We start from the raw sequence: 24,767 nt of genomic DNA, 5'->3' as shown, positions 1-24,767 counted from the left end.
TCAGTGATTAAGCGGTGGGCAATTCTTGCGGAACATAGAACAACTGTTCCTGCACAATAATGCTGGTGTTCCATTGGCTACCATCGGCCCCGATAACAGCGGTTTGCTGTGCATCGGTAGCGACACGCATTAAGCCAATCCCCAGTTCAGTCACCGGCAGGTGACCCAGTGTCAACATTTGCAGAATGCTCCAGGCATCGTCCCCCAGCGGGTTACCGTTGTTCTGCCAGCGGGCATAGGTCTGGGCAAAGTTTTTAAACGCGGAGTCGCTGAGCCAGTGATTGATCAGCGATACGTGCGCCGGAAACTGCTCCATCACCACCTGTAATAGCCAGCTGATCAGCTTATCCGGCACGATATTCTGGCTGGCGATAATCGCGCGGTTTAGCACCAGACTGATCACAAATGAAAAGCGGTCGGTGGTTGCATAGGCAGACTCGCTAAAATTCCATACGTAACGCCAGGCATCGGCCTCCGCCGGGAAGTCGTATTGACTGTCGGCGGCTTTTTCCACCAACAGGGTGCCCGCAAGAGGATTTACCTCAAGAATGGTGGCATTGATCAGCCAGTCATCGGCATCGGCATCGGCAGCTTCAATGCTTACACTCGCCACTTCGCTTGCCGCAGATGTGGATAACGATGCTCCCCGAATGACAATTTTATCCCCTACGGAAACCATGGCCGGGAACGGGCTTTGATCGTTGCTGCTGAGTAATTTTTGTGTGCTGCTTGCAGGCTGGAGCGCGGCATTCGCATAATTCAGCCGGAAGTCCATATCCTGCAGCCAGAGATTACTGCTCTGCCAGCGCAGATTCCCTCCCGACCAGGCTGTTTGTAAACGGCTCAGATCGTTGGTCAGTTGCTGGCTATTTGTGGCATTAACAGTAAAGGTATCACCACTGACACTGGTCACCATCTGTTGGCCCACCACCAGGCGGCTGTCACCTTCAATCGCGATGATATCGACTAACTGACCGACTTCGATTTTCCCCGCAATGCCCGACTGGGTAATGCTCACCTGTGTGCCGCTGATGGTGACGTTTTGCGGCGTCTGGTCGGCGGCATATCCCGTTGCAGGCACCAGCGGCAACAATTGACGATGCTCAATCAGGTAAAACGGCAAATTACTGAGGTCGGGGTTGTCTTTAAAACACTCGCTGTTCAGCCCGATGATGGCGGTAATACGTTTTTGCAGCGCAGAGACTTTATTAATCTGGATATTGATCCGGTCATAACCCAGCTGCGGTTGCTGAGCCAGATAAGCTCGTTGAGTCAGCAAAAAATCGGCCAAATCGAGGGTGAGCGGGCGCGCCGCGCGCGATGCGCCAAAATAGCCCAGCAGATACTGCAAAAACGCCAGTTCGCGTGAAAAGTTCAAGGGATGAGGCGTCACCTTGTCGTCCTGAAAAATGGCCGCATCTCGCTGAAAAAGTTGCTTCAGAGCGTACGCATAGGCACTGTGCACATCATCATTTACCGTGCCGTCGTCATAAGGCCAGCGGGTGCCGCGAATCACATCTGCGCGATCCTCAAATGCCAGCAGCTGCGGTATTAACGCAATTTCAGCGCACATATTGGCCAGCAGCTGGTCGACCGGCAGCAGGAACTGGTGTAACTCACGGATGTTTTGTTCCACTTGTTCTAGCGGTGTTTGAAGCTGGTAACAACTTGGTAGCCGGTTGCCTACAGGCACATAGGTATTGAAATCACGCAGTGTGCCAGCAGGAAGCACCACAGGCGGGGTATTGATCAATGCCGGGTGGCTGAGATATTGGCTGATTGCTGCCGCATCCGGTTTTTCATATATCCCTCCCTTGATCACTAACGTCAGTGGGCTGTCAGTGCTGGCCAGCAAGGTAAACGGGTCAGCTCCCCAGAGTCTGGGGTAGTACCCCGCATCAATTTGCCATGACCATTTATCCGACGCGACGCTGTGTATCTGCTGTGGAGGAGAAGCCAGCGAGACAGCATTCACACTTTCCACCCCCGCAATGGCTAACAGCCGGTTAGCCAGCGCCCCCAGACTGATGGTCATTCCGTTTACCGAGAGTGGTGTCGGTTCAACAATCTGCCAGCCATGTTTAAGAAAGGGTCCCTCAAAAATTTCCTCATCTGTGTAGCCTTTTTCGTGCATCTGCGCCGTAGTGAAACGCGCAACAGAACCGATGAGTTGCGCGCTGGTAGTCTCAAAGATACTGGCCACCACCGCCGCCATATTTTCGACATCACTGCTCAGACTAATTTCCAGATTGAGGTTAAAGTCCACCGGCTGAAGCCAGATAACCCGCGCGAAAAACTCGCCCAGATTGCGGTGGCTGGCAAGAAAATCAGCCAGGTAGGTTTGAACCATCGCATTATCTTCGCTGGAAAGGTTCTGCGTATACCGTGAAGGCACCAGATAGAGCCAATTGTTACCGCGCAGCGTTAATTCCTGCCACTCGTTATCAACCGAGTCGGTCGGCTTGGTAAAAGTGTAGTTACGGTTAACTTTGTCATACCACCAGCGAAAGGTATTGCTGCTGTCTTCGGGTTCTTTCACCAGTGCGCAATCGTCAAAAATAAACCCCTGGTCAACACCGCTTATGCCAATGTCACTACTGTGGATATCGAGTATCGCGCGGCGGTAATCTTCGGCGGTCACCGTGTTGCAACACAACACGCCCTGTGGCCCAAACTCGGGCGGGAAAAGGGTGGTTTTTCCGGCGTCAGTAAGCAGATCGTTAAGGGATAATGACAGACGATACCCGAGATCAGAATCATTCCAGGTCGCGGCTTGTAATAAGGTCACGCCGGGATCGTGTTCCGTGGTATCTGTCCAGATATCACCACATAATGCGCTCAGGCTTCCGGTCGCCTGCGCCCACAACGTTGCGAAATCGATGTCCGTTTTGACGACCGGGAACAGGGCATTTTCTTTAGACATAAGCGGCTCCCTTTAGTCTCAGGACGTTGTTTGTGGAGTTAAAATTAAAACCTGGTTTTCCTTTGCCACGATGGTTTCCTCATGGGTGTTTCCCTCTGAATCGACCAGTTCCAGCAGCAGGACGTTTTGCACCAGCGGGTGCTGTTGAATGGTGGCCAGGAGCTGGTAGTAATCAATCTGGTTACCCGGGACTACAGCTTGTTGCAGGTCAGTACCCCAGGGCATATAGCGTTGCTGCAACCACGCGGATAATTGCTGGTAACCATAGGTAGGGTTTACCCCATCCAGGAACGTCACCTGGTAACGGGCAGCAATGTCGACATAAACCGGGTTAATGAGTTTGGGGTTCGCCCATGGGCAGGTAAACGACTCCAGCCATTTGGCCATTTCATCCAGCCGCCCCTGGCTGAATGCCGGGCGCAGCGTGTCGTCATTATCACTGGCACTGCTGCCAGGAATAATGACCAACTCCTGCACCGTCAGCGCAGGAATAGTCAGCAGTTTGCTCACGTCCAGAAAATGGATGTCATAAATCTGCGGGTACTGCTCCAGCAGCATATGGCGCATATCCTGCCAGGTAATGGCCCGGTGGCGAGTAGCGATGCGCAGCGCCGCGCGTTCAAAAAGTTGTGAAGTGGTTTCCCGTGCCTTGCCCCCTTCTGATGGCAGCAACTGGCTGACGGCACTGATTTGTACAACCGGCGTCGACAACTGGCTAATGGTGCCTGCCGGGAGAGGTTGCGCGAAATGACTGCTATCGATATCACCGCTCAGGTTCAGTGTAGCGGTCACCGCATTGGTAAACAGGCTGCGTACTTTTGGAACAGCATCACCAATGCCACTGGTAACGACGGCTTTAAGCCAATGATATTCTTCAGATAACCCGTCACCGCCTGTTGTCACGTCATCAGGCAGGATCGCCTGCCACAGCCCACTGAATAGCAACCCCTGTGTCGCGTCGTTTAATGTGGCGTCCAGCGCCTGCCAGACTCCCTCACTGGTGTAGCAATACCAGCTCAACGTCAGAGCCGAAAGCGACTGCATAGCCCAATAGATTGAGACGCTATCTCCGGCAACCACTCCGCTCAGACCAACATAAATGGTTGGGCCGGAGATCTCACCAGCGCGCAGCAATGAGGCGCGATCAACAATCTGCTCAAGTGAAATGGTTCGGGCGAACTGGGTGTCAATACGGCTCACTTGCGGTGTCCATGGCGCATTTTTTCCCGTGGGGTCGGCGGCCCATTCCTGATGATGAAAATCGGAGCCGCTTAACTCAACCCGGATGCTATACCCCCCTGCCGATGCGTCCAGATCTTCCGGGAGTGTTACGATCAGCGGTTGCATTTGCGGGGCGCCATCACCATAAAACAGCGCCTGCTCTGCAAGCAAAGAGCGCTCGCCATAAGGCAGCACCAGATAAATGCTTGCCCGGAACACACTGTTGTCCGTCGGCGGGTTGGTGTAACGGAAATACCAGAGCGAGAAATTTTCCGTGGGCAGATTCTGCCACTGGGGAGAAATTGTCAGCGTGCCGCCACTTTCAACAAACGCGGGCGGCAGGGTGAGTTCAAAACCATCGCCCACTACCGGCTGGCTACCAAAGGGGTAGCTAAAGCTGTCGAGATAACCCCGCCCACTTTGCGGAAGATAACCCAATTCCTGTACCTGGCTGATAGCAATCTGATACGAGGCGGGTAATGCCGTGAGTTTTCCTGCTGGGTATTGCAGAACCAGGGAGGAACCCTCCCTGGCGGAGGCATCCTGATGCCAGTCTTTTATCTGCAGGCTGGAGGGCAAGCGATAAAGCACCTCACTGTCACTGGCACGAGTGGCGCGGAAAACGAGTGGAGTCTGTTCCTGCCCCAGCAGTGAGATCGTGGGGGTTGCTTCGCTGGCGCTGCGCACCGCGTCAATGGCCGAAGATACTGTCACACTGATGTCGCCACTGAGGCTTGCCAGCGTCGAATCCAGCACCAGCTCACGCTGCAACCCCTCAACGTTTTGGGTATCGCTGAACAGGCGAATACCGCCATCCGGAAGCTCGATATTGTTGTCGGTATCGAGCGCGGTCATCAGCAACCAATTTCCGCTGGCATCTTGTTTCGTCCAGCACAATTTAATGAGTTGCTGGTGGTTAAGCAGTATGTCGCTGTCCGTCAGGTAGGTAATGGTGTTCCCGGCGGCATCCTGCCCCGCATCTAATAACGTACCGGCGGGCAACAAATACGCTTTACTATTGCTTTTAAGATTAAAACTCACCGCCACCGTATCGGGTGTTATCGCGCCATGCGCAAAGCCTAATAGATCCTGATAATAAAGGGCGCGATGACGGTCAGGCACGGTATTTAACAGAAGCGAGGGCGTTTCCAGCAACCCTAATAATAACAACAAAAAAGTATGCTGAACCGGCAAGGTTTTATCCGCGGGCGTAATGCCCTGATAAATATCACTGAGTTCCTTTGGTGTAATACCGTTAAACCAAAAATCGACCCAAAGAGAATTGTTATCGCTGGCGAAGGGAATGACTTCCGTATATCGCTGCAAAAAATCAAGCAGTTGCGCAGGCGTTCTCTCTTCCAGCGAAAAGTTATTTTCCACAACAACGTCGGCCAGTTTCGCTTTGAGTTCATCTAAGTCAGACATGGCATTATCCGCTCTGCAGTTGATAAAAAAACAGGAGAATAAAATGGCGTGTAGCGTGTGATATAAGCGTTGCGTTATCCCGTTGTCACAAACGTTTGAGAGTTGATGAATTTCCCATTACCCGGTTGTGGTGATGGCCCGGCTTCAGGCCCCTGAGGATTGCTGGCCGGCGACTGCGGAGTAAAAAGCGCAGAAAACTGACTCCCGGTGACAATCAACGGCATCGTCGAAGTGGCAAAATTCGCCAGCTGATCCGGTGCCAGGCTGGAAATGGTGATGCTCCCCATGCCAGGCGTGGGATACGTCGCATTCATATAGGTTGCTTTGATCGATACCTTTTTTTCATCACCGGATACGCACACTTTTTTATTCATTATTTGCGCAATCCCCGAGGCTTTTATCATGCAGGGCTCGGTTGGCGTGACCGTATACATGCCAAAGGTGACGCCAAATTGCAGCGTATCATTGTCGACAATCACAAAATTACTCATAGCAACCTCAAGACATAACCTTCGTTGACCGCCAGCGTGCCTGACAGCGTTTCGCTAATATCGCTACCGAGCAATTTCAGCGTAATTTGCACCAACAACCGGCTGACATCGTTGGTCTGTTGTTTTATCAGGATCTCTTTTACTTCCGCACGTTGCTCATTCAGCAGTACAGCATCTTCTATATGGTTGCGAATACTGGCTAATAGCTCATCGGTAATGTTTTCAAACAGGAATTCATTAAGCCCGCCGCCGTAAGTTTCACGCATTATTCGCTCGCCGGGTTCCGTCATAAACAAAACCAACAAACTTTGTAATACCGAATCAACACCTTCCGCCATTTTAACCCCTTCCGCTACGCTAAATTGCGGCGGAAAAGCCCAACTGCGCCCCAGCGATTCACTGTATTTATCGCTACTCATAGTTCCTCCGAAAGCCGGGTGGGTCAATTTTTCATATTAATGCTCGGGCTAACGATTTCGACCTGCTCCTTACCATTAATAGAGAATTTATTATCTGCCTGCCAGGTCACATCGCTGGCATTAATTTGCACTTGTTTATCAACATCGACAGCAATTTCGCTGCCATGGATTTGCATCTGGTTGTTCGCATCTATAATGACTTTGCTGCCATTATCAGCGGACAACGTTAATGCTTTCGCATCCAGGTCTATAAGTAACTGCTGAGTAATATCCTGCTTATGCACCACCACGCCTTTTTGATTATTCTTTTTATCCGGTGGGAATGGCGATTTATTTTTCGGGTTATGCATCGATCCAAGAATGACCGGATAACTGTATGCACCTTCAATAAATCCTAACACCACTTCGTCTCCCGGTTCCGGGTAAAAACAAAAACCACTCGCTTTGCTGGCATAGGGTTTACCTAAGCGCGCAAATACATATTCGCCTGCAACATTCAGTGCCGGGATCTCCACCGGAATACGCTCGATATTTTGCGGATCAGGGTTAAAGTCCGCGACGGTTCCAATATGCAATGTGGCGGTAACATCTGCATCCATCTGGCTGACAGGCATGCCAATCAGCAGTTTTGTGCGCCAGCCGCGCTCCGGGTCAATCGTCTGTTCAATTCCGGAAACTAACAGCGTGCCGTCCAGCCCGGCACCAAACTCCGCCAGCGCAATGCTGTCGCCCGGCGCAATGTCGCGCACACCTTCCATGACCAAAAAACCCTGGGCCTCACTCATTTGGTGATAATTAACCCAGGAGCGGGATAATTTACCCAGATCGGTTTCCGGAAAATAACTGAAGGCCAGTTTGTAGTTGTGTTCCGCCCCACCCGCTACAGAAGATGCCGCCGCGGAGGGGTGCCAGGGGTCAAATGCATCATTTTTCACCAGTTGCGGGGAGTTCAGCGCTTGCTCGTTCACATCCCAGCCCTGTAGGGCCAGACTGTCGAGAATAAAGCGGTTATCGAAGTTGATATCCAGCTCATACAGCGCGTATTTTTCGTTTTTATCGTACTGCTTAAATGTATGTTTCGCCGAAGCGGGCATATTCAGTGCGCCGACTGTCACGGCATCGCTGGCGGCATCCGGTAAGAGCCAGCAGTTCATTGCCTTTAAGCGACGGCAGATAAACGTCCAGTCACTGATGCGATATTGCACCATCTGTTCATGCACAGCATTTAGTTGTGCATCAGCTTTTACGGTGGCTTTCACCGAGGCTTTATTAAACAGTGTGGTCAGGATAGCCCGGTCTGCCTGCTGACGATAAAGATCACTGCGTGGCGGCCAGGCCAGCTTTTGTAAGGCATGGCGGGCTTCAATTTTTATTACCCGCTGCGCGCCCTGAAGCTGAACCTTCTTCTGCGTTAATACACCTGAAAACAGCGCCACATTATCCAGGGCTATCGCCAGGCTGATGCCAGGTGTAAGCCGTGCAATTTCGTTTGCGAGCAGCGTATCACTGGTGTTGTTATTATCCGTTGGCAATATCAACTCCAGCCGGGCCACAGGGATCTCATTAATTTTCTGCAGCACCCGCAGCTTACGAATGCCCAGTGCGCTGTTCTGACCGCCGATTTTCAGGGTGATCTCATTCATCGCCTGCCCCTTTTTGCACCAGCAAGTCGCCGCCTACCGTGAAATCGTCCAGGTTATCCATATCGTTTTGCCAGGCGAGAGAAAGGTAATCAACACTGGCGGCAAGCGAGGCGGCTGCACTCGCCGCCAGTAGCGCCAGCGTCGCCCGGTCGGTAATGTTGACCAGCGTATTGCCAGGGGAAAGCAGTTGTTTTTCTGCGTTCTGAATAACGATGCTGGAGTCTGCCACCAGTTGCAGGTGCGCAGTCGCGCGCAGTGGCGTCGCGTTACGATCAAATAACGTGTAATGAATCGATAATTCGCTCGCGCGCCCGGCAAAATAGCCCTTATTTTCCCAGCGCATATTTCCCCAGGTGATTTGTAAAAAATGGGGCGTATCGGTTGATGCATCTACCGCGCAGAGAAATTTCAACATCTCCATCTGACTTTCAATGGAGGTGCTATTACCGGGCATGTCGGCATCAAATAAGAGGTTCAGCCCGAGACCGGAAGGTTCAGAAATCACATAGCGATTGCTCTGCACGGATTGGTTTATCGTCTCTTCCGTGCTGTAGCGCGTTTGATAATCAAGCTGGATGGTTTCGGGGTTATACATGACCTGCATTTTCCCGGCGGGAATTTTACCCTCACGGTCTTTCCACGCGGAAATGGTCAGTTTCGCCAGGCTTCGGTCAAGTATGCTCATAGTAACTCCCGTTCAATCAGGTAAGTCACAATCTCCTGTTTGAGTTTTTCAATCAGATACTCCTCATCTAATCGCTGCGCGCTATTTACGGTCTGTTGCCCGTCAGATAACGTGTTGTCCGTCACCTGGACCTCAATAATGAGTTCATTAATTTCAATCGTCATAATTTTGTCCCCAGCACGCGCATGTCCTGGTAGCGAAGCTCTAGCGTATTGATCAACACGGTATTACTGGCGGCATCCAGATCGCCAACGCGCCAGCTTACCGGAAGGGCATTACTGATGGTCCAGACGGTGACGGGCAACAGCATGTTGTGATCCAGTAGCATAATGACGACGTTTGCCATCATTGTGCTTTCCCGGCGCAACACGCGATCAAATTGCAGCGTCAGCGGCGACAGGCGCATGACGCCGCGCTCAAGTACCAGCGAACCGTGTTCGACCTTCTCCGCCAGCCAGATATTTTGGGCGTTTTCGCCCCCTTCACGATGTTGGGTAACAGAAAGCTCACGGCCCAGCCCGGAAACGCGCTGAAATGCGATATCCAGCGGGCTGGGAATATAGTTAAACAGGAAATTCACCAGGAATCGGTGCGACACAGCAGGCAGATTTTCCATTATGCGCTCTCCTCGAATTGCGTGGTGCTGGCGCGGGCATCGAGGGTGATGGTCAGATCAATAAATTCAGCGGGTGCTAACAGCGCCAGTTGAATATTCACAATCATTCTTCCCGCGCTGAGATCGGCTGTCGTCATTGTTTCATCCAGCCCGACGGCAATACTGAAGGCCTCTTCTTCCTGGGTGCCATAAAAGGCCCCCGCCAGCCATTGTTGCCGCAGCCATGACCACAATTGCCCTTTCAGCTTCATCCACGTCAATGCGTTATTGGGTTCAAACACAAATGAACGGGCGATATTTTTCAGGCGATTTTCGATGCTATTCATCAACAATCGGGTCTGGATATAGCGCCACGGAGAGCTTTCATCATTGAGTAATGTCCGGCAGCCCCACAGAAAGACGCCTTTGCCCGGAAAGCTGCGAATAGGGTTGGCGTACACTCCCGTTTGGGTGAACAGACTTTGCGCTAAGGCACTGTCATACGTCGGACGGATGGTTTTCATTAAGGCGATATTGGCGGGCGCTTTCCAGACGCCATAGGTTTTTGCACTGCGCTGAATCGCTGCCGCCACCGCGGGCAACGGGGAAAGGCGCCGGTAACTGATGGCGCTATCAACCTCGTCGGCATAGCTGGTTTCAAGGCGGGGCCACCAGGCGGCGGCGTTACGGCAGTATTCCGGAGAAAAGGTTTTAAGCGCCAGCGCACTTGCCGTTTCCGGCATTTCAGGCAGTTCCAGCAAGGCGAAGCGGCGTTCATACTGAGCCAGTTCCAGTAAGGCTTGCCACCCCTGAACCCAGAGATCCAGCGTGTCCGTGGTCTGGTCATTAAGTTCACTTAACTCAGGTACCAGCAGGAGCCCGCTGTGAGTATCGTCCAGGATCGCCGCCATTAATTCCGGAGTTTGCAATGCCGCGACCAGAGCATCCAGTCTATCGGCATCGCTGCTCCATTGCGCCGTATCGCCAAGCGAATAGACATAGCAAATGCGCCCGTCATTCTCGAAAAAATGGCGTAGTGCCCATGCCAGGCTTCCCGTCTCACCAAAGTGCGCGCTTGCTTCGGCAAGCGAAGCGAGCGCCACCGGGGCACCGCTCTCCTCCACCTGTGCGGTGTAGCCAATGAACAGCGGTATTGTCACCGGATCATCAGTTGATTCAGCAGTTAAAAGGGTATCGCCGACCGATACCCTTGGAAGCACCATAGCCATCGGAATAGATCCTTTTGCGCGGGAAAAAGAACGTCAGTGAAAAGCTTACTGCGCCATATTTTGCGTAAACTGCAGAATAATAAATTCCGCAGGCCGCACGGCTGCCATCCCGATCTGCACAATCATCTTGCCCTGATTGATGTCTTCTTCGGTCATGGTGACCCCTTTACCAATCCGCACAAAATAGGCTTCTTCCGCGCTGTTTCCTGCCAGGCCGCCTTTTTGCCACAGGCCATAGAGATAGGTATCAATGGCGGCCCAGACGCGTGTCCAGGTCGGCTGATTATTAGGTTCAAACACCATTGGGCGCATGGCTTTTTTGACGTCGCGTTCTGCGCTGTCAAATAACCGACGCACGGAGATATAGCGCCAGTTATCGTCATTTTGCTGTGTTCTGGCGCCCCAGACCACCACGCCGCGATCGCTAAAGTAGCGGAGCACATTTATGCCAGCTTCATTCATTGGCCCTTGTGCATCATCCGACACGCGCACGCTGACATCGGTCACACCGCTGAGAACCACATTCGCGGGTGCTTTCCACACGCCGCGTTCACGGTCAGTTTTACAATACACGCCAGCTATCGCACCGGAAGCAGGAACCGTCAGCGCAGGCACATTCTTGCTGAGCGAACTCGAGACCTGGGCGGCCAGGTCTGGATTGACTTTCTTCAAATCCGCCAGCGTGGCGACATTAGTACTTACGGCATCCTGATAACCGGTGATCTTTACATCGCTATCACTGATTTTTCCTGCTTTCACGGACAACTCGGGGTAGTAAACCGCCGCGTGATCAAACCCTTTTACCGCATCCGGCGCAGCCGCAGATTCACCATCAGCGATCAGGAAATATCCTTTGCTCTGATCCAGAGCACCGGCCAGTACGCGGTAAATTTCATCGCGGTAAGTACTTTCTCCATCAAGCACCGCCAGAATCGTAATGTCGTCATACTCGGCCATCTGCGTCGCTATGCTTGCCAATACCGCGGTATCGGTAGTGTCTTCCAGCGCAAAGACATAGCAAGGGTTACCGCCATTCTGAAAATAGAGCTGCAACGCTAATGTGGCGGTCGCTTCAGTCACACTGGGCACGCCAGGAGTGTAGGTATATGTAACCGCAGCTGCCGTGGCATTAGTGTCAGTGGTGGTTGAGCCTGTTCCTGATGATCCATCATCAGGCTCCTCAGATGACCCATCATCAGGTTCCTCAGATGACCCATCGTCAGGCTCCTCAGGGGCTGTCGATTCTGTTGAGGTAATCGTCACTGAGGCGGAATAACCTGCACTGCTCGCAGTAAACATCTGTACAAAATCTAGCCACCCGCTGATTCTGACAATTTTACCTTTGTATTTATCTTCCAGTGCCGCAAAGGCACCGATAAATAGCGGTACTGCCGTCGCCCCCTGGCTCACGGATATTGCCGGGGTGGCGTCTTCTTCAATATAAACACCGGGGACAATGGTTTCGATTGACATAATTTTATTCCTGTAAATTATTGAGCAATATCTTGGGAGAATTGCAGTAGGATAAATTCAGCGGGACGAACGGCGGCCAGACCAAGGTTGATAATAAGCCTGCCCTGGTCAATATCTTCCTCCGTCATCGTGACACCTTTACCCACCTCAACAAACCAGGCTTCTTTTGGGTTATTGCCCACCAAAGCCCCTTGTTGCCACAAGCCATAGAGATAATTATCCACCGCGGCTTTAACACGTTGCCACGTTGGGTGATTATTCGTTTCGAACGCCACTTTATTGAGCGAAAGCCGGATATCCTTTTCAACCATATTAAACAGGCGGCGTACCGGGATATAACGCCAGTTATCACTGTCTTCCAACGTTCTCGCCCCCCATAATAAAGTTCCAGAACCAGGATATTCGCGAAACATATTCATTGCCTTCCCTTGGTTAAATCGTCCCTGTAAATCGTCACTGACGGGATATTTTAGTGACGCGACGCCACTAATAATAAGGTTAGCTGGGGCTTTCCAGACGCCGAGTAAGCTATCTGACTGTGCTATTGCTGCTGCGGCCATTGCACTGGGGGGAATATTACTGCCGCGCTGCGAAATGCCCCACGGATAAAATACTGCAGCATTTGCCAATGTCGGATAACCCGCCATAAGGGTGGCCGAAGTATCTGTGGCGCTAATTTTCGCGTCCGCGGAATCCAGTAGCATAAAGACCTGATGACCACTACGATTTGAAAAGTCAGTAATTTGATTAAACAGATCGCTCCCTGTACCCGCAGCGACAACCAGAGTAATATCGTCGTATTGATTTAACATGTAATCCAGATAGCTTTTTTGGAACAGATAACATTTACCTCCACCGTTCATAAACCACAATTTAATGGCAATAACATAAGCATACTCATTGTCATTCCCTTGTTGGCTTTTTACAAACTCCGCCCAGTTATTGAAAATATAAATATTATCAATATGAGGTTGCCCGGCTATTTTGCGAAAGGCAAAGGCAGGTACGGCGGTTGCGGAAGATGAGACGACAAAATTAGCCGTCGTATCTTCACCCAAATAGACGCCGGGCCAGGTGGTGGTAATCGCCATTGCTCAGCTCCTGTCTTAGCTACTTGCCTGTACTGTCACTCTGTCTGCCATGAGCGTCAGTTGCTGGACAGCGACTTCATTGCTGGTTGCATCGAACGAAGGCGAGGAGAGTGCAGTGGGGAAGGCATTTGACACGCTCCAGCTCAATAAGACCTCAGTACCCGTGTCGTTAGTCAGACTGATCAGAATGTCTTTCTTTTCCACCCGATTGTATTGAATAGAGTTAATCCAGTCGTAAAGACCATTCTGTCCGGGGAATATTCCCTGAGAAAGAGTGATATTAATAGCCTGGCGCTGGCCGGGCATTTTAAACCAGTTTCCTGTGCCATCACGGTACTCGATCGTATCGTAATTAATATCCAGTCCCGATGCGCTGGAAAATGGCATTTGTTCATCGCCAAGCGTCACGATAAAACGGTAGGTAGGAATGGGATAGAGGCTGGCAATTTCATCAGCTGTAGTAGCCATGGATATATCCTTCTAGGGTAACACATCGTTGCGACAATATGTGCAGGCATGGACAATGCAGCTATATGCATGGACTATACTGCACAACCTTCATGTAAAAGTGGACGTCGAATCTATCTCCTGGCGAGCGATATAGCCGGTAATTAAAAAAGGCACGCTACCGCCCATCACTCGTGTCAAAGAGAGATTCGACAGGCACTTTTAATTATCAAAAAAAATATCGATCTTAAAAAATAAAGACAAAAAGACACGCTAATAAAAGCGCATACAATTTAGCCGTTCAATACAAGCGATTGATATTATTAAAAAGCAAAACGCAAAAAAGAATGCGTTAATTACTCATCTCTAAATGAAAGATACGCGACGCTGGAGAAATAATTAATAAAAAATTAGATAGAGCCCTTTGAAAAGGCAAGTTTACCTTAAGGAGATTCGGACTTTTCATGTTTTCGACAAAACATCAAAATAGCAATATCAGAACTTTTGAAATATTTTTTCAAAATAACGTTAAGGTGCTGATAAAATGTGATTTATAAAATAATAAAGAATTCTTTATTCTCTGTAGAGAAGGATATATTTATAAAAAAACAAACACATACTTTTCCCTATAATCAAGACCACAAATTGAAGCGAGCCAGGCCGGCCAGGGATATAAGGTTAGTGGTACTTATTATTTTATTAGCCAGAGGAAATAATTTGCTTATCTGGCCTGATAGATTGCAGCGGGGGCGAATACCTTATACAGTCAGCAATAAGCTTTTATTATCATACAATTACTTTTTTACGGGAACCGTTATGCCTGACAGTGCTTATACGACCGCAGCGGCGGAACTGAGAAGGAAGGGTTAATGGCTATCTTTTCTCCGGTTTTGCGCAACTGGCTACGACTGCTTGCCCTTTCAGTCCCTCTTGTGGCGCTGATGGAACTGATACACCTGCCCGCCGCACTGCTATTAGGCCCGATGATTTCCGGTATTGTTCTCGCCATGACTCACCATCCGGTCACTATCAGTAAAAAAAGCTTTGGCGCAGCGCAGGCGGTCGTCGGGGCGATGATCGCCCATGCGATCCCGCCGTCTGTATTTGGCCGTATCGCGGCCGACTGGCCGATTTTTATTAGCTGCATTGTGGCGGTGATTTTCGCCAGCGCCATCCTCGGCTGGATCATGGCCAGGTTACAGGTCTTCCCCGGCTCTACTGCCATCTGGGGCTCGTCGCCAGGTGCAGCAGCAGCGATGACCATTATGGCCGAAAGTTTTGGTGCGGATGTTCGCCTGGTCGCTTTTATGCAGTATTTGCGGGTGATGATCGTTGCACTGGTCGCCGTGCTGGTCACGGGGATGTGGATGGGCACAGATAACCCGGATCACGCCGTCGCGGCCTTTACCCTGTTTGGCCCGCTGCGCGGGTTGGCCTTTGCCGGGACGTTACTGATTATCGCCGCAGGCTACCTGATTGCCCGCAAAGTGAAAATGCCGTCGGGGCCAATGCTGATAACGCTGGTTCTGGGAACAATAGTGGAAGATACCGGCCTGCTGCGGCTGGAATTACCGCCGTGGCTACTGGCGATTTCTTACGCCATTATTGGCTGGAGCATTGGCCTGCGCTTTACGCGCGAGATTGTCGGTTATGCTGCACGGGCACTACCGCGTGTGTTGCTGTCGGTACTGACACTGGTTGCCGTATGTTGCGGCTTTGCTTTTTTATTGGTGCATTTTGCCGGTATCGACCCGTTGACCGCTTACCTGGCTACCAGCCCCGGTGGAGCGGATACAGTGGCCATTATCGCCTCATCAAGCCATGTGGATATTTCGTTTGTAATGGCCATGCAGACCGGGCGCTTCATTCTGGTGCTGATCACCGGGCCTGCGATCTCACGTTTTGTCGCAAAACGGCTGGGGACATAGCCTCTAACCTCTGTCGTTTTATATATTTAAGTAATAAGAAGGCGCACTTAAGTTCAGTGATTCGCAAAAGGAGGCAGCATATTGAGTTCTTCCAGACGCCGACGGTCCATGTTGATTATGCACTGCATATAACCCGCGTTATAACTGTCCGTTGCATTGCCCGAGGGAGTGGCTATGGCTGTACAGAGGCGATCACGCGACTGCTCCCACAGCTGCTGTGATTCACGGAATGCTTTCCCATAAACATTCTTGATACTTTCACCGCCCTGCTCCATCGAGTAAGGCTCAGCGTAAGGTTCGTAGGTGTTTATCTTACGCATTTTGTCATCAACCGCCTGCTTGAGCGTTTTGTTACTCTCTCTCGCCGCCTGCTCAATACATTCAGCAGGCGAGACATCCGCATACTGTCCGACGGAATAACATTTTTTCACTTCATTTCCTTGCGTCAGTTGTGTCTGAGCGTAGAGAGATAACGGAGCACAACTCACCGAAATAATGAGTAATGTCTTAAGCTTCATTGAGATCCCTCACCATTCCTTTAATAACGTTACCGAATCATCATGAGCCAATATGGTGAGATGAAAAGCGTAATAGTGATGAATGTTGATTTCCCTCATTGCCGACTTTAGACCGGACAGCGCTAAAGCTTATCCGGCCTTTTAATTCCGGCTAACGGGCCTCCACATGACGGCAACCCTCACTTCGCCAGCCGCAGCGTCTCAATCACTTCCGCCACCTGCCGTCGGGCGTCGCCCGTTAGCGTGCGCAGCGGCTCGGGCAGGCAAGGCGCAGTGACCGCGCCGAGCAGTTCCGCCGCAGTGGCAATCACCCGCAGGCTACCGCCGTAACGCCGGAACAGATCCCACAGCGGAGCCAGCGCGGCAGAGCGCTCGCGCGCCTGTGCCGTATCCCCGGCAAGCGCGGCGCGAGCGATCGTCAGTGCCGCTTCGGGGAACAGTCCTCCCATGACCGAATACCAGATGCCGCAACCGGCATTAAGTCCGTCTACCGCAATCGCATCTCCGCTGATGCCCAGTGTGACCGTTTCCGGGATCTGCGGGCGCAGGCTGGCAATGCGTTCCAGCGCCGACACTGGCGGGATTTTGATGGAGCCAATATTGGGCAATTGTGCAATGCGCGCCAGCAAGCCATCGCTAAAGGTGAAGTGCGTGGCGCCGGGGTTGTCGTACACGCACAACGGTACGGAAAGCTCGCGAGTCACCGCCGCATACAGATCGAATACCTCGTCTTCCGTTAGCGCGTGATAAGAAACCGGCGCCAGCAGCACCGCGCTAACACCCGCTTTCTGTGCGTCTTCCGCCAGCCATAACACGTCGCGGGTACGCAACGCGCCGATGCCGGCAATCACCGGTACTGCGCCAGAGTATTCGGTTGCCAGTCGCAACGCGCTGGCACGTTCATTACGGCTGAAATAGGGATAACAACCCGTCGATCCAAGCGCACCGATGGAATCCACCCCGGCAGTGCGAAGCCGTTCGATTAACCGCACGTAGGCAGCTTCATCCAGTTTTTCATCGACCAGCGGCGTCAGTGGAAAAGCGCTCAACCCTGTGAAATGCATCCTTCTCTCCTTTTCAGAGATCAAACCCGAGTAGCGATTTTTGTATCTTGCAGCCCGGCATCATACGTTGTAACCCCGCCGCCAGTTCATCGCTCGCCTCACATAATGCTGCCTTTGGTATATCTGGCGCGGCGCACCAACATACGCAGCAATATTCTCGCGCCAGCCAGAATAGCGTAACGCAGACTAAGGGCATTATAGAGATCCACCATCGCGTCAATTGCCGGTACCATGCCATCACACAGGGCACGTTTAACCAGCACCTTTACCCGCCTGCGAGTTTACCTCCGGTGCAGCTTCCACAAGCAGATTAAGTGGTTGAGCTTACTGTCCTGCAGTAAGTGAACGCCATTCCTGATGACGGCCAGGTCCGATTTCCCGCCAGGCAGATGATCCGCCAGCTACGCTTTACCGGTATGACCGGACACAGGAGAAGAAGATGAAAATTATCCGTAATGGCTCAACGCCGTCAGCGCAAGGCCCGCAAGAGTATTTCACGGGGCGTGTGCGTCTTGATGCCCCGTTTAAAGCTGATGAACCCGCCCGCGTTAGTGGAGCAGCAGTTACCTTTGAGCCCGGCGCGCGCACTGCATGGCATACCCATCCGCTGGGCCAGACGCTGATCATCACGCACGGGAAAGGCTGGATCCAGTGCGAAGGAGAAGCCATTCAGGAGATGAACCAGGGGGATATCGTCTGGATCCCCGAAGCGGTGAAACACTGGCATGGCGCAACCGCCACGACCGCAATGACGCATATTGCCATTGCCGAATCGCTGAATGGCAGCCCGGTCACCTGGCTGGAGCATGTCACCGATGCGCAATATTCCGGCAAGCCGTAAGAGGCCGATAATGCCACCCCCCGAAATTACCACTCTCCGGCGCGGTGTTATCGCTGCGCCATCACCCTCATTCCGTGGGTATAACGCGAGTGCAGATCCTGTTCAAACTGTTCGCGAAGTGACTGCGGCGAGAGGATGCCGATATCCGGCAGCCAGTAGCGCAGCCAGCGGAACAGCGTGTGCGGATCGCTGATCGCTGTTGAAAGGGTGACACTGCCATCGTCGTGCTGTTCGAGGATCCGCTGTGCGGGAAACAGGGCCCGCCGGGTAACATATTCCGCCGCGTGGGCGGAAACGCGCAGCCGCGTTTCGACACGTGAACCAAAGCGAATCCCCACCCCACTGTCGAGTTCGGCCAGCACATCCTCTTGCGGTGTAAAGCGCATCGCGGTACGAACAAGCCCCTCAATGCGCGCCAGTTCAAATGCTTTCAGGCGTCCTTTTTCTACCGCGGCGAGATACCACAAGCCAGCCTGATTTATTAGCCGGTAGGGCTGCGCCCGCCGGGCCTTATCACGGTAATGATATTCCACTTCGCAACGTGCACTGATAGCCAGATTCAACTGATTAAGGAGATCCTCAAGCAAAAGATTTTCCCGGCTGCTGGGAGCCTGAAATGAAATATTGCTGCTGTTTTTCATGCTGTTGCGAAGAGACTGACCGTCATGACGCGGGAACAGATTCGCCACGCCAGTAAAATCAGCGAACTCGGCCAGATGGCCATTGTGCAAAGAAGGAAGAAGATGGGTGCTCAGTTTATAACGTCCTGGTGCAACCTGATCGAGAATATGCCCCAGTCGCGCCAGATCCCGGTAAGCCGTGCGCTCCGTGATGCCGAACTTATCGCATAGCCACGCTTTATCGATAGTCCGCCCCTGATACAGCGCACCGAAAATTTCACAGAGCCGCTCAATCAGCGGGTCATGTTTTCTATCGTGACTTGCCTTCATTTTCCCCCGGTTCCGGAATAAAAAGTCTCGGAAGACATTAAACGAATATGGCCTGACCACCGCGCCATGGCCCTGTTTTATAGGTAATATATTGATTGTGCTTAGGGGTTAACGGCAGCGAGCGGAAAAACTAAAATGAAATTTCTGCCCGACGCAGATCCTGACCATCCCTTTATTTCGCTAAAGGGAAGATAAACTATTTCCCTGACAGGAAGTGTCAGTACGCTATTGGCCTTGCTCGCTGCAGCACACTTTGGTGTGAGGGATGATTAGAATGCGGTCTTCACCGTTACCCTGCCATTGCCAGGAAGAGGTATGGCAAAGGCAGGGGGATTGCTGGCGGGTATATTATCGGGTTGCCGCAGAGAGATTGACCTTATTGGCGGCAATAACGAACGGCAGATAGATCAGCGTCGACACCGCCAGGCACAGCAGGCCAACAAACAGCGCGATCCAGTTACCGCCGGTGCCAAGAAAAGCGATTAACGGCCCGGGCGTTGTCCAGGGAACGGCATAGGCGATAGGCGGAATGATCTCCATGCTGATAAAGAAGTAACCGATTAAGGAGTTTACGAACGGCGTCAGCACAAACGGCACCACCAGAATGGGGTTCAGTACAATTGGCAGACCAAAAATAACAGGTTCGTTAATATTGAACAGACCAGGTACAAAGGCCATTTTTGCCATTTCCCGGTAATCTTTACGCCGCGAAGCAATAAAAATCGCCAGCAGTAAGCCCAGCGTCATACCGGAGCCGCCGTAGTTGGCGAACGCATCATTAATGCCGCCCCAGGTGATCGGATACGGCGCCCCCCAGGTCGTGCCGTGCGAAGCGGTATAAGACAAGTTTTCCAGGTTCGCTTCCGTGAAAATCGCCTCGCGGATCGCCGCCACGGTGTTCGGCCCGTGGATCCCCAGCACCCACAGGAAGTTTGCCACCAACCCCAGCACCAGTACCGCCACAATGTTGGTGCCCATATCTTTGAGCGGTGCCTGAATGAGGGTATACACCAGGTCGTTAAGCCCTTCCGGCGAGAGCTTTGCCAGCAGAAAGTTGATCACGGAAAACAGGATCATGACAAAGAAAATCGGCAGTAATACCTTGAATGAACGGGAAACTGCCGGCGGGACTGCTGCGGGCATGGTTATTGTGACCCGGGGGTTACGCGCCAGACGGCAGAACACTTCGCTGGACAGCAGCGCCACTATTATCGCGACAAAAAGCCCCTGCGGCCCCAGGTATTTAGTGGTGAGATAGGCCTGACCGTCGATAACGGAATAAGGGGTATAGACGACAAAAAAAGCCCCTAACGCTGTTAAGCCACAAAGCAAATCATCTTGTTGATAGCTGATGGCAATGTTTCGCGCCACGAGGAAGGCGATCAATATCGCCATAATATTCACCGATCCGTTCATCACCGGCGTGAAGATTTGTTGCGCAGCCGCGAGATTAGGGAACAACGCATCCAAATGCAAAATACTGGCGATAAACCCATCCGGGGACAAGATGGCGAAATTAATTAAAATAATCAGCGAACTGGCCATTACAATCGGGAACGACAATATAAAAGCATCCCGAATGGCGGATACATGGATCTGAGAATTTAATTTGATGGCAATCGGGACAAGGACTTTTTCCATGCCACGCTCGAATGATTCCATAAAACTCATATTAATTCCTTGTGCTTTTCATGCCGCTTGTTAACAGGCATGCGCAAACATTCTGTGCGAGAGTATTTTCCACATATATAAATATGAATAATTTTTTAAAATGATTTATTCAGCCAGTAACGCCAGCGCGTGCTCTAACACCGCTTTTCCATTCATTTGCCCGTACAGCGCCATGTCGATCACCGCCACAGGTACCCGTCCCTGCACCACCTCTTCGATTTCACGCTTCTGATAACGTACCTGCGGCCCGAGCAATACCATATCCACGCCATCCCGCTTTAACGTTTCTTTGGCTTCAGAGATCGCCATTGCGTTAATCGTGACCGGAATATTAATACTTTCGGCATGTTCACACATTTTTTTCACCAGCATGCTGGTCGACATACCGGCGGCGCAAACCAATAATATATTTTTCATATACCTCGTCCTTTATTAATAACAAGTTAATTTCGAAGCATTTTAACGGATACATAATGCATAAACTTTCATTACGATCACAATAATTACCGCAATAAGAAGAAAAGCAAAACTTAATTATGAAATAACGTTAGTGGAATATTTAACATCGACAATGAATTAATCAGCCGTGGAGTAACATGATAACCCCACCAATATGTCGCATATTACGTGATGTTCACCGTTCAGTGCGCATTTACCCCTCTGGAAGCAGCCGGCGATAACCCGAAGCCCCCCCTCTACCTGGCATCCGTGGCGCAGGCAGACTGCTGCCCTGACTCAGGTACATCATGAGTCATACTGCCCGCTCCAGACCTTTCGAAACAGGCATTCAAATCAGGGCACCCGTACGCGATTCTCTTATGTATGAATGATCACAGGCTCAATAAAATAGCTCAGGGGGTGATCATCCTGAGCTGTTGTGCCCTTATCGTGTTCATATTAAGGACACAACTGAGCATATTTTCGGTAAAAGCATGCGTGCCTTGCGCTTGTGTGGAAGCCAATTCGCAATAATTATTTCTGTACTGGATCCAATCCTGCTGGTTTTGTTTAAACGTTGTCAGCATGCGCGCTTTTTGCTCCGGCGTACCTCGCCACCAGCGGGTGTAATCAAATTCAGAAATTTCTTTTAATTTAAGATGATAAATTGCAGTCAAATCGCTTTCTGACGTGTCACTAAGACCACCGAGACATTCATCATCATTATCGGCATATTTTTTTATGCATTGTGCAACGTCCTGATTATGGGTCATGTTATCCGCTGCGGCAAAAGCGTAATTTCCAATAAAAAACAAAAGGATAAGTAAAAAATATTTTTTCATTTTAAATATGCCAACCTTACAGATAAACGTTGCGGATCAAGTAACTGCATTAAATCAGCGATGCTGATAATGCATGACGTCATGCCTTTTGTCATTGTTAGCGATGTTTCTCCCCTGCTCAGTTAAAATCTGTCGGCGGTGTGCGCGGGCCACTGGCAGTCCAGCAATGCAATGTCAGAAAAGCGGGCGGCAAATGAGGAATCACCCGGGCTGCTGGCGAAGAAACCAAACTGGACACTGCCCTGAGCATGAAAGAGATGAAACATGCGCATCATATTGAACTGCTCACCATCGGCCGAGTTTTCCAGCAAAAAGTCGCTCCCTCTGCGGCTGAGACGGTAATACATGGTTGGTACCTGCTGCGCCAGATCCGCCATCGACCAGTCGGAGAAGCCGGCATTCGTCACCACCGAGAAAAGCTGCTGGCAACCTTTGCTCTGGTATTCAATGCCGCTTTTCATCCAGTGATCTGCATCCTGGTAAATAAACAACCCGCACTGATCGAACCACGCCTTCGCCGTAAAGGAAACCTTCGCTTTGAGCGTCCAGAACGGGGCTTCCCGGCAAATCACCGCAGCCGGAGCGTTATCATATTCAAGGCCGTAATAGGTGCCTCGCCAGTAGTCGGTATCTGGCGAGGTCTGAATAATAATCTCATTGTCGCTGATAACGCATTGTTCAGCGGTGTTGAGCCAGGTTAACTCTGCCGGGGTAAATTTTTCCATGTGCCTATTCCTGTTATCCATGACGTAACACGCTGCACCTCTTTCCTGAATCTTTCGCATCGGCGGACCGGACTCAGGCATAGAACGCTTCGGGCTGCCCTACGGTAATACGTTTAAAATGCAGCAGGTTGTAATTTGGTCGGGCTTCAAAAGCATGCAGATTAAAGGACTTGATCATGGCCATATCGTTATAACCTTCGCCATCGGCAAGCGTGGTGGTCGCTACGCCGCCAATGATAATGGGCAGCTGCATTAAAATGATTTCATCGACCAGATCGAGATTAAACATTTGCCAGTTTAAATTGCCGCCGCCCTCCACCATGATGTGATGAATCCCTCGCTGTTCCAGCTGATTAAACAGCAAATTAAAATCCACCTGATCGATGCCAGAAAAGAGCACTTCTTTGCCATGGTCTTTGATCTGTTGCACCCTTTCATGCCCTCGGGCCTGCTCAGTCGTGACAATAATGGTTTCTTCCGGGGATGATAAAATTTTGGCAGATAGAGGAATATCCAGCGAAGCCGTGGGAATAATCCGCACCGGGCTGGGCCCTTCATAGCGATTGGTTAACTGAGGATTATCTGTCGCAATGGTATTTCGACCCACCATTATGGCGTCCACTTTGCCACGAAAATGATGGATAAACTGCATATCATCATCGTTGAAACGCTCAAATAATCCCTTACTTGAACCACCCTGCCCAAGGGTCATTTTTCCGTCGATAGATATTTGGCTAAAAACAGTAATAATCATGAAACCTCTCCTGTTTTTCAGAGAATGATAAGGTTCAGAGATATTTCGGATTCGGCATAAAAACACCTTTCACAATATCGGCTGCGGGATCGTTGAGCAGACGCGAGAATGCCTGAGAATAATCCTCCAGCGCGTAATAGTGGGTTACCAGCTTGCCAAGGTCCGGGATCGTGTCGGCTATTTGCAAAGCACGGGGGAAATGCTGGTTATATTCGCCTGCGCCAATCAGGCGGATGCTATTCACAAGAAAGTGTTTTACCGGTAGTGGGTAAATGTACTGGCTATTAAAACCAAACAGCAGGATCCTGCCGCCCTTACGAATATACTGCGTGGCAGTGCCCAGTTGGTTACCCACGGTATCGATAATCACATCAAACCCGGCGTGACATTGCCTCTCCATTGCCAGTTCTTCAGGAGACACAATATCCAGCCCCAGCGACTGGCCGAATTGCGCACGGTTAGGGTTCAACTCAGTTGCGATAACATGCACGCCCATCCTGCGTAATAACAGTTGCGCCACCAGGCTCATGGGGCCCGCGCCGATAATTAATACCTCTTCTCCGGTTTTAATCGCAGCCTGTTCAATATTATTTAAAATGCAGGCAACCGGTTCAATGGCGACGCCCGTTTCCCAGCACATCCCTTCCGGTAGAGGGTAAACAAACTGCGCGCGCGTAATGAATCGTTCAGCAAACACGCCATGTTTATTCACCCCCGCGATATTCAGACTATGGTTTTTCCCGCCGGTACATAAATGCGTTTGCGATGCGCGACAAGGCATACAGCTGCCGCAATATTCATTCGGATCGATAACGACTCGCATACCTGGCCGTAAATCCGACACCTGTTTACCCACATATAATACGACGCCCACAGCCTCATGCCCGCGAATAATCCCAGGCAGCCCCTCTTCGCGCCCGGATAAAACAGCTAAATCCGTGCCACAAATTCCAGACAGAACAATATCTATTTCTACGCCATCGTCGGGAAATTCATCCATCGGATGGTAATCAATCATTTCTAAAGCATACTTTTCAGTTAGTGCAATGGCCTTCATATATAGCACCCGTTATCTATAAACGATTAATAACAAAAGCAGTTAATTAACAGATATAGTATTTGGCCTTCGCGCTGACTGAGATCGTTATCACACAATATTTTTTCTTAATTATTAATCCATTATACGCAAATCCTTAAACACTATTATGCTTGAACATACTGACATACAGAAAACAACCTATCCCTTTGTTTCACTGAGTAATAAGAAAAGAATAAAAACGGGGGGGAATAAGAAACGACAGGAAGAATAAAATTATTAAGAATAAACTTCAGCAAATACTCAATATACACTACAGAAGAGAAAACGACAGGCGAGTCCCAATTTAAGACAACCC

At 50.8% G+C, this 24,767-nt stretch carries 24 protein-coding genes; 2 read left to right on the top strand and 22 right to left on the bottom strand.

Annotated elements, in window-relative coordinates; genetic code table 11:
* Positions 1–7: 7 nt before the first annotated feature.
* From ACUY4S_RS00405 to ACUY4S_RS00350, 12 genes are all read right to left on the bottom strand, one after another.
* Positions 8–2,923 (bottom strand): baseplate wedge protein, encoded by a 2,916-nt coding sequence (locus tag ACUY4S_RS00405; protein WP_458023484.1) that lies wholly within the window; start codon positions 2,921–2,923, stop codon positions 8–10.
* A gap of 18 nt (positions 2,924–2,941) precedes the next feature.
* The gene (locus tag ACUY4S_RS00400; protein WP_458023485.1) at positions 2,942–5,569 is read right to left on the bottom strand and encodes a baseplate J/gp47 family protein; all 2,628 of its coding nucleotides are present in this window, start codon (positions 5,567–5,569) and stop codon (positions 2,942–2,944) included.
* A 74-nt stretch (positions 5,570–5,643) separates the two neighbouring features.
* The gene (locus ACUY4S_RS00395) at positions 5,644–6,060 is read right to left on the bottom strand and encodes a contractile injection system spike tip protein (protein WP_458023486.1); all 417 of its coding nucleotides are present in this window, start codon (positions 6,058–6,060) and stop codon (positions 5,644–5,646) included.
* Entirely contained in the window at positions 6,057–6,479 is a 423-nt protein-coding gene (locus ACUY4S_RS00390) for a GPW/gp25 family protein (RefSeq protein WP_458023487.1), read from the bottom strand. The genes ACUY4S_RS00395 and ACUY4S_RS00390 overlap by 4 nt, the downstream gene beginning before the upstream one ends.
* A 23-nt stretch (positions 6,480–6,502) precedes the next feature.
* Entirely contained in the window at positions 6,503–8,122 is a 1,620-nt protein-coding gene (locus ACUY4S_RS00385; RefSeq protein ID WP_458023488.1) for a phage baseplate assembly protein V, read from the bottom strand.
* A complete protein-coding gene (locus ACUY4S_RS00380; protein WP_458023489.1) occupies positions 8,115–8,807 on the bottom strand; it encodes a CIS tube protein in 693 nt (230 codons plus the stop codon). The genes ACUY4S_RS00385 and ACUY4S_RS00380 overlap by 8 nt, the downstream gene beginning before the upstream one ends.
* Entirely contained in the window at positions 8,804–8,971 is a 168-nt protein-coding gene (locus ACUY4S_RS00375) for a DUF5908 family protein (RefSeq protein WP_458023490.1), read from the bottom strand. Before ACUY4S_RS00375 ends, ACUY4S_RS00380 begins: the two co-directional genes overlap by 4 nt.
* Complete coding sequence (locus ACUY4S_RS00370) at positions 8,968–9,423, bottom strand: phage tail protein (RefSeq protein WP_458023491.1); 456 nt, start codon at positions 9,421–9,423, stop codon at positions 8,968–8,970. The genes ACUY4S_RS00375 and ACUY4S_RS00370 overlap by 4 nt, the downstream gene beginning before the upstream one ends.
* Entirely contained in the window at positions 9,423–10,631 is a 1,209-nt protein-coding gene (locus ACUY4S_RS00365) for a phage tail sheath C-terminal domain-containing protein (protein WP_458023492.1), read from the bottom strand. The genes ACUY4S_RS00370 and ACUY4S_RS00365 overlap by 1 nt, the downstream gene beginning before the upstream one ends.
* A gap of 45 nt (positions 10,632–10,676) precedes the next feature.
* Positions 10,677–12,104, bottom strand: coding sequence for a phage tail sheath family protein (locus ACUY4S_RS00360; protein ID WP_458023493.1), 1,428 nt, complete (start codon positions 12,102–12,104; stop codon positions 10,677–10,679).
* A gap of 17 nt (positions 12,105–12,121) precedes the next feature.
* A complete protein-coding gene (locus tag ACUY4S_RS00355; RefSeq protein WP_458023494.1) occupies positions 12,122–13,195 on the bottom strand; it encodes a phage tail sheath family protein in 1,074 nt (357 codons plus the stop codon).
* A 15-nt stretch (positions 13,196–13,210) separates the two neighbouring features.
* Entirely contained in the window at positions 13,211–13,663 is a 453-nt protein-coding gene (locus ACUY4S_RS00350) for a phage tail protein (protein ID WP_458023495.1), read from the bottom strand.
* 848 nt (positions 13,664–14,511) lie between these two features.
* On the opposite strand from ACUY4S_RS00350, the gene ACUY4S_RS00345 reads away from it, so the two are divergent.
* The gene (locus tag ACUY4S_RS00345) at positions 14,512–15,570 is read left to right on the top strand and encodes an AbrB family transcriptional regulator (RefSeq protein WP_458023496.1); all 1,059 of its coding nucleotides are present in this window, start codon (positions 14,512–14,514) and stop codon (positions 15,568–15,570) included.
* A 53-nt stretch (positions 15,571–15,623) separates the two neighbouring features.
* On the opposite strand, the gene ACUY4S_RS00340 is transcribed toward ACUY4S_RS00345, so the two are convergent.
* The 3 genes from ACUY4S_RS00340 to ACUY4S_RS00330 all read right to left on the bottom strand — a co-directional run bounded on the left by ACUY4S_RS00340 (position 15,624) and on the right by ACUY4S_RS00330 (position 17,415).
* Complete coding sequence (locus ACUY4S_RS00340; protein WP_134319141.1) at positions 15,624–16,088, bottom strand: lysozyme inhibitor LprI family protein; 465 nt, start codon at positions 16,086–16,088, stop codon at positions 15,624–15,626.
* 179 nt (positions 16,089–16,267) lie between these two features.
* The gene (locus ACUY4S_RS00335) at positions 16,268–17,152 is read right to left on the bottom strand and encodes a dihydrodipicolinate synthase family protein (RefSeq protein ID WP_458023497.1); all 885 of its coding nucleotides are present in this window, start codon (positions 17,150–17,152) and stop codon (positions 16,268–16,270) included.
* Positions 17,153–17,250: 98 nt separating this feature from the next.
* On the bottom strand, positions 17,251–17,415 hold the full coding sequence (locus tag ACUY4S_RS00330; RefSeq protein WP_458023510.1) for a hypothetical protein: 165 nt from the start codon (positions 17,413–17,415) through the stop codon (positions 17,251–17,253).
* Positions 17,416–17,591: 176 nt separating this feature from the next.
* Between ACUY4S_RS00330 and ACUY4S_RS00325 the strand changes: the two genes are divergently transcribed.
* Positions 17,592–17,993, top strand: coding sequence for a (R)-mandelonitrile lyase (locus ACUY4S_RS00325; protein ID WP_458023498.1), 402 nt, complete (start codon positions 17,592–17,594; stop codon positions 17,991–17,993).
* Between the two features lie 47 nt (positions 17,994–18,040).
* Here the strand turns inward: ACUY4S_RS00325 and ACUY4S_RS00320 are convergent, their stop codons facing one another.
* From ACUY4S_RS00320 to ACUY4S_RS00290, 7 genes are all read right to left on the bottom strand, one after another.
* Positions 18,041–18,943, bottom strand: a complete 903-nt coding sequence (locus ACUY4S_RS00320; protein ID WP_458023499.1) for a helix-turn-helix transcriptional regulator — start codon at positions 18,941–18,943, stop codon at positions 18,041–18,043.
* A gap of 348 nt (positions 18,944–19,291) precedes the next feature.
* Positions 19,292–20,614, bottom strand: a complete 1,323-nt coding sequence (locus tag ACUY4S_RS00315) for a PTS sugar transporter subunit IIC (RefSeq protein ID WP_312692775.1) — start codon at positions 20,612–20,614, stop codon at positions 19,292–19,294.
* Between the two features lie 105 nt (positions 20,615–20,719).
* Positions 20,720–21,031, bottom strand: coding sequence for a PTS sugar transporter subunit IIB (locus ACUY4S_RS00310; RefSeq protein ID WP_312692772.1), 312 nt, complete (start codon positions 21,029–21,031; stop codon positions 20,720–20,722).
* 434 nt (positions 21,032–21,465) lie between these two features.
* Positions 21,466–21,894, bottom strand: a complete 429-nt coding sequence (locus tag ACUY4S_RS00305) for a lysozyme inhibitor LprI family protein (protein WP_458023500.1) — start codon at positions 21,892–21,894, stop codon at positions 21,466–21,468.
* A gap of 122 nt (positions 21,895–22,016) precedes the next feature.
* Positions 22,017–22,619, bottom strand: coding sequence for a DUF1349 domain-containing protein (locus tag ACUY4S_RS00300; RefSeq protein ID WP_312692768.1), 603 nt, complete (start codon positions 22,617–22,619; stop codon positions 22,017–22,019).
* Between the two features lie 73 nt (positions 22,620–22,692).
* A complete protein-coding gene (locus ACUY4S_RS00295; protein WP_458023501.1) occupies positions 22,693–23,373 on the bottom strand; it encodes a RibD family protein in 681 nt (226 codons plus the stop codon).
* Between the two features lie 34 nt (positions 23,374–23,407).
* Positions 23,408–24,430 carry a zinc-dependent alcohol dehydrogenase gene (locus ACUY4S_RS00290; RefSeq protein ID WP_312692764.1) on the bottom strand — a complete coding sequence of 341 codons (1,023 nt, stop codon included), beginning with the start codon at positions 24,428–24,430 and terminating at the stop codon, positions 23,408–23,410.
* Between the last annotated feature and the right edge of the window lie 337 nt (positions 24,431–24,767).

It is taken from the genome of Kosakonia beeri (assembly GCF_054165705.1).
Note: the sequence above shows the minus strand (reverse complement) of the source record. Positions and strands in the feature narration are given on the sequence as shown.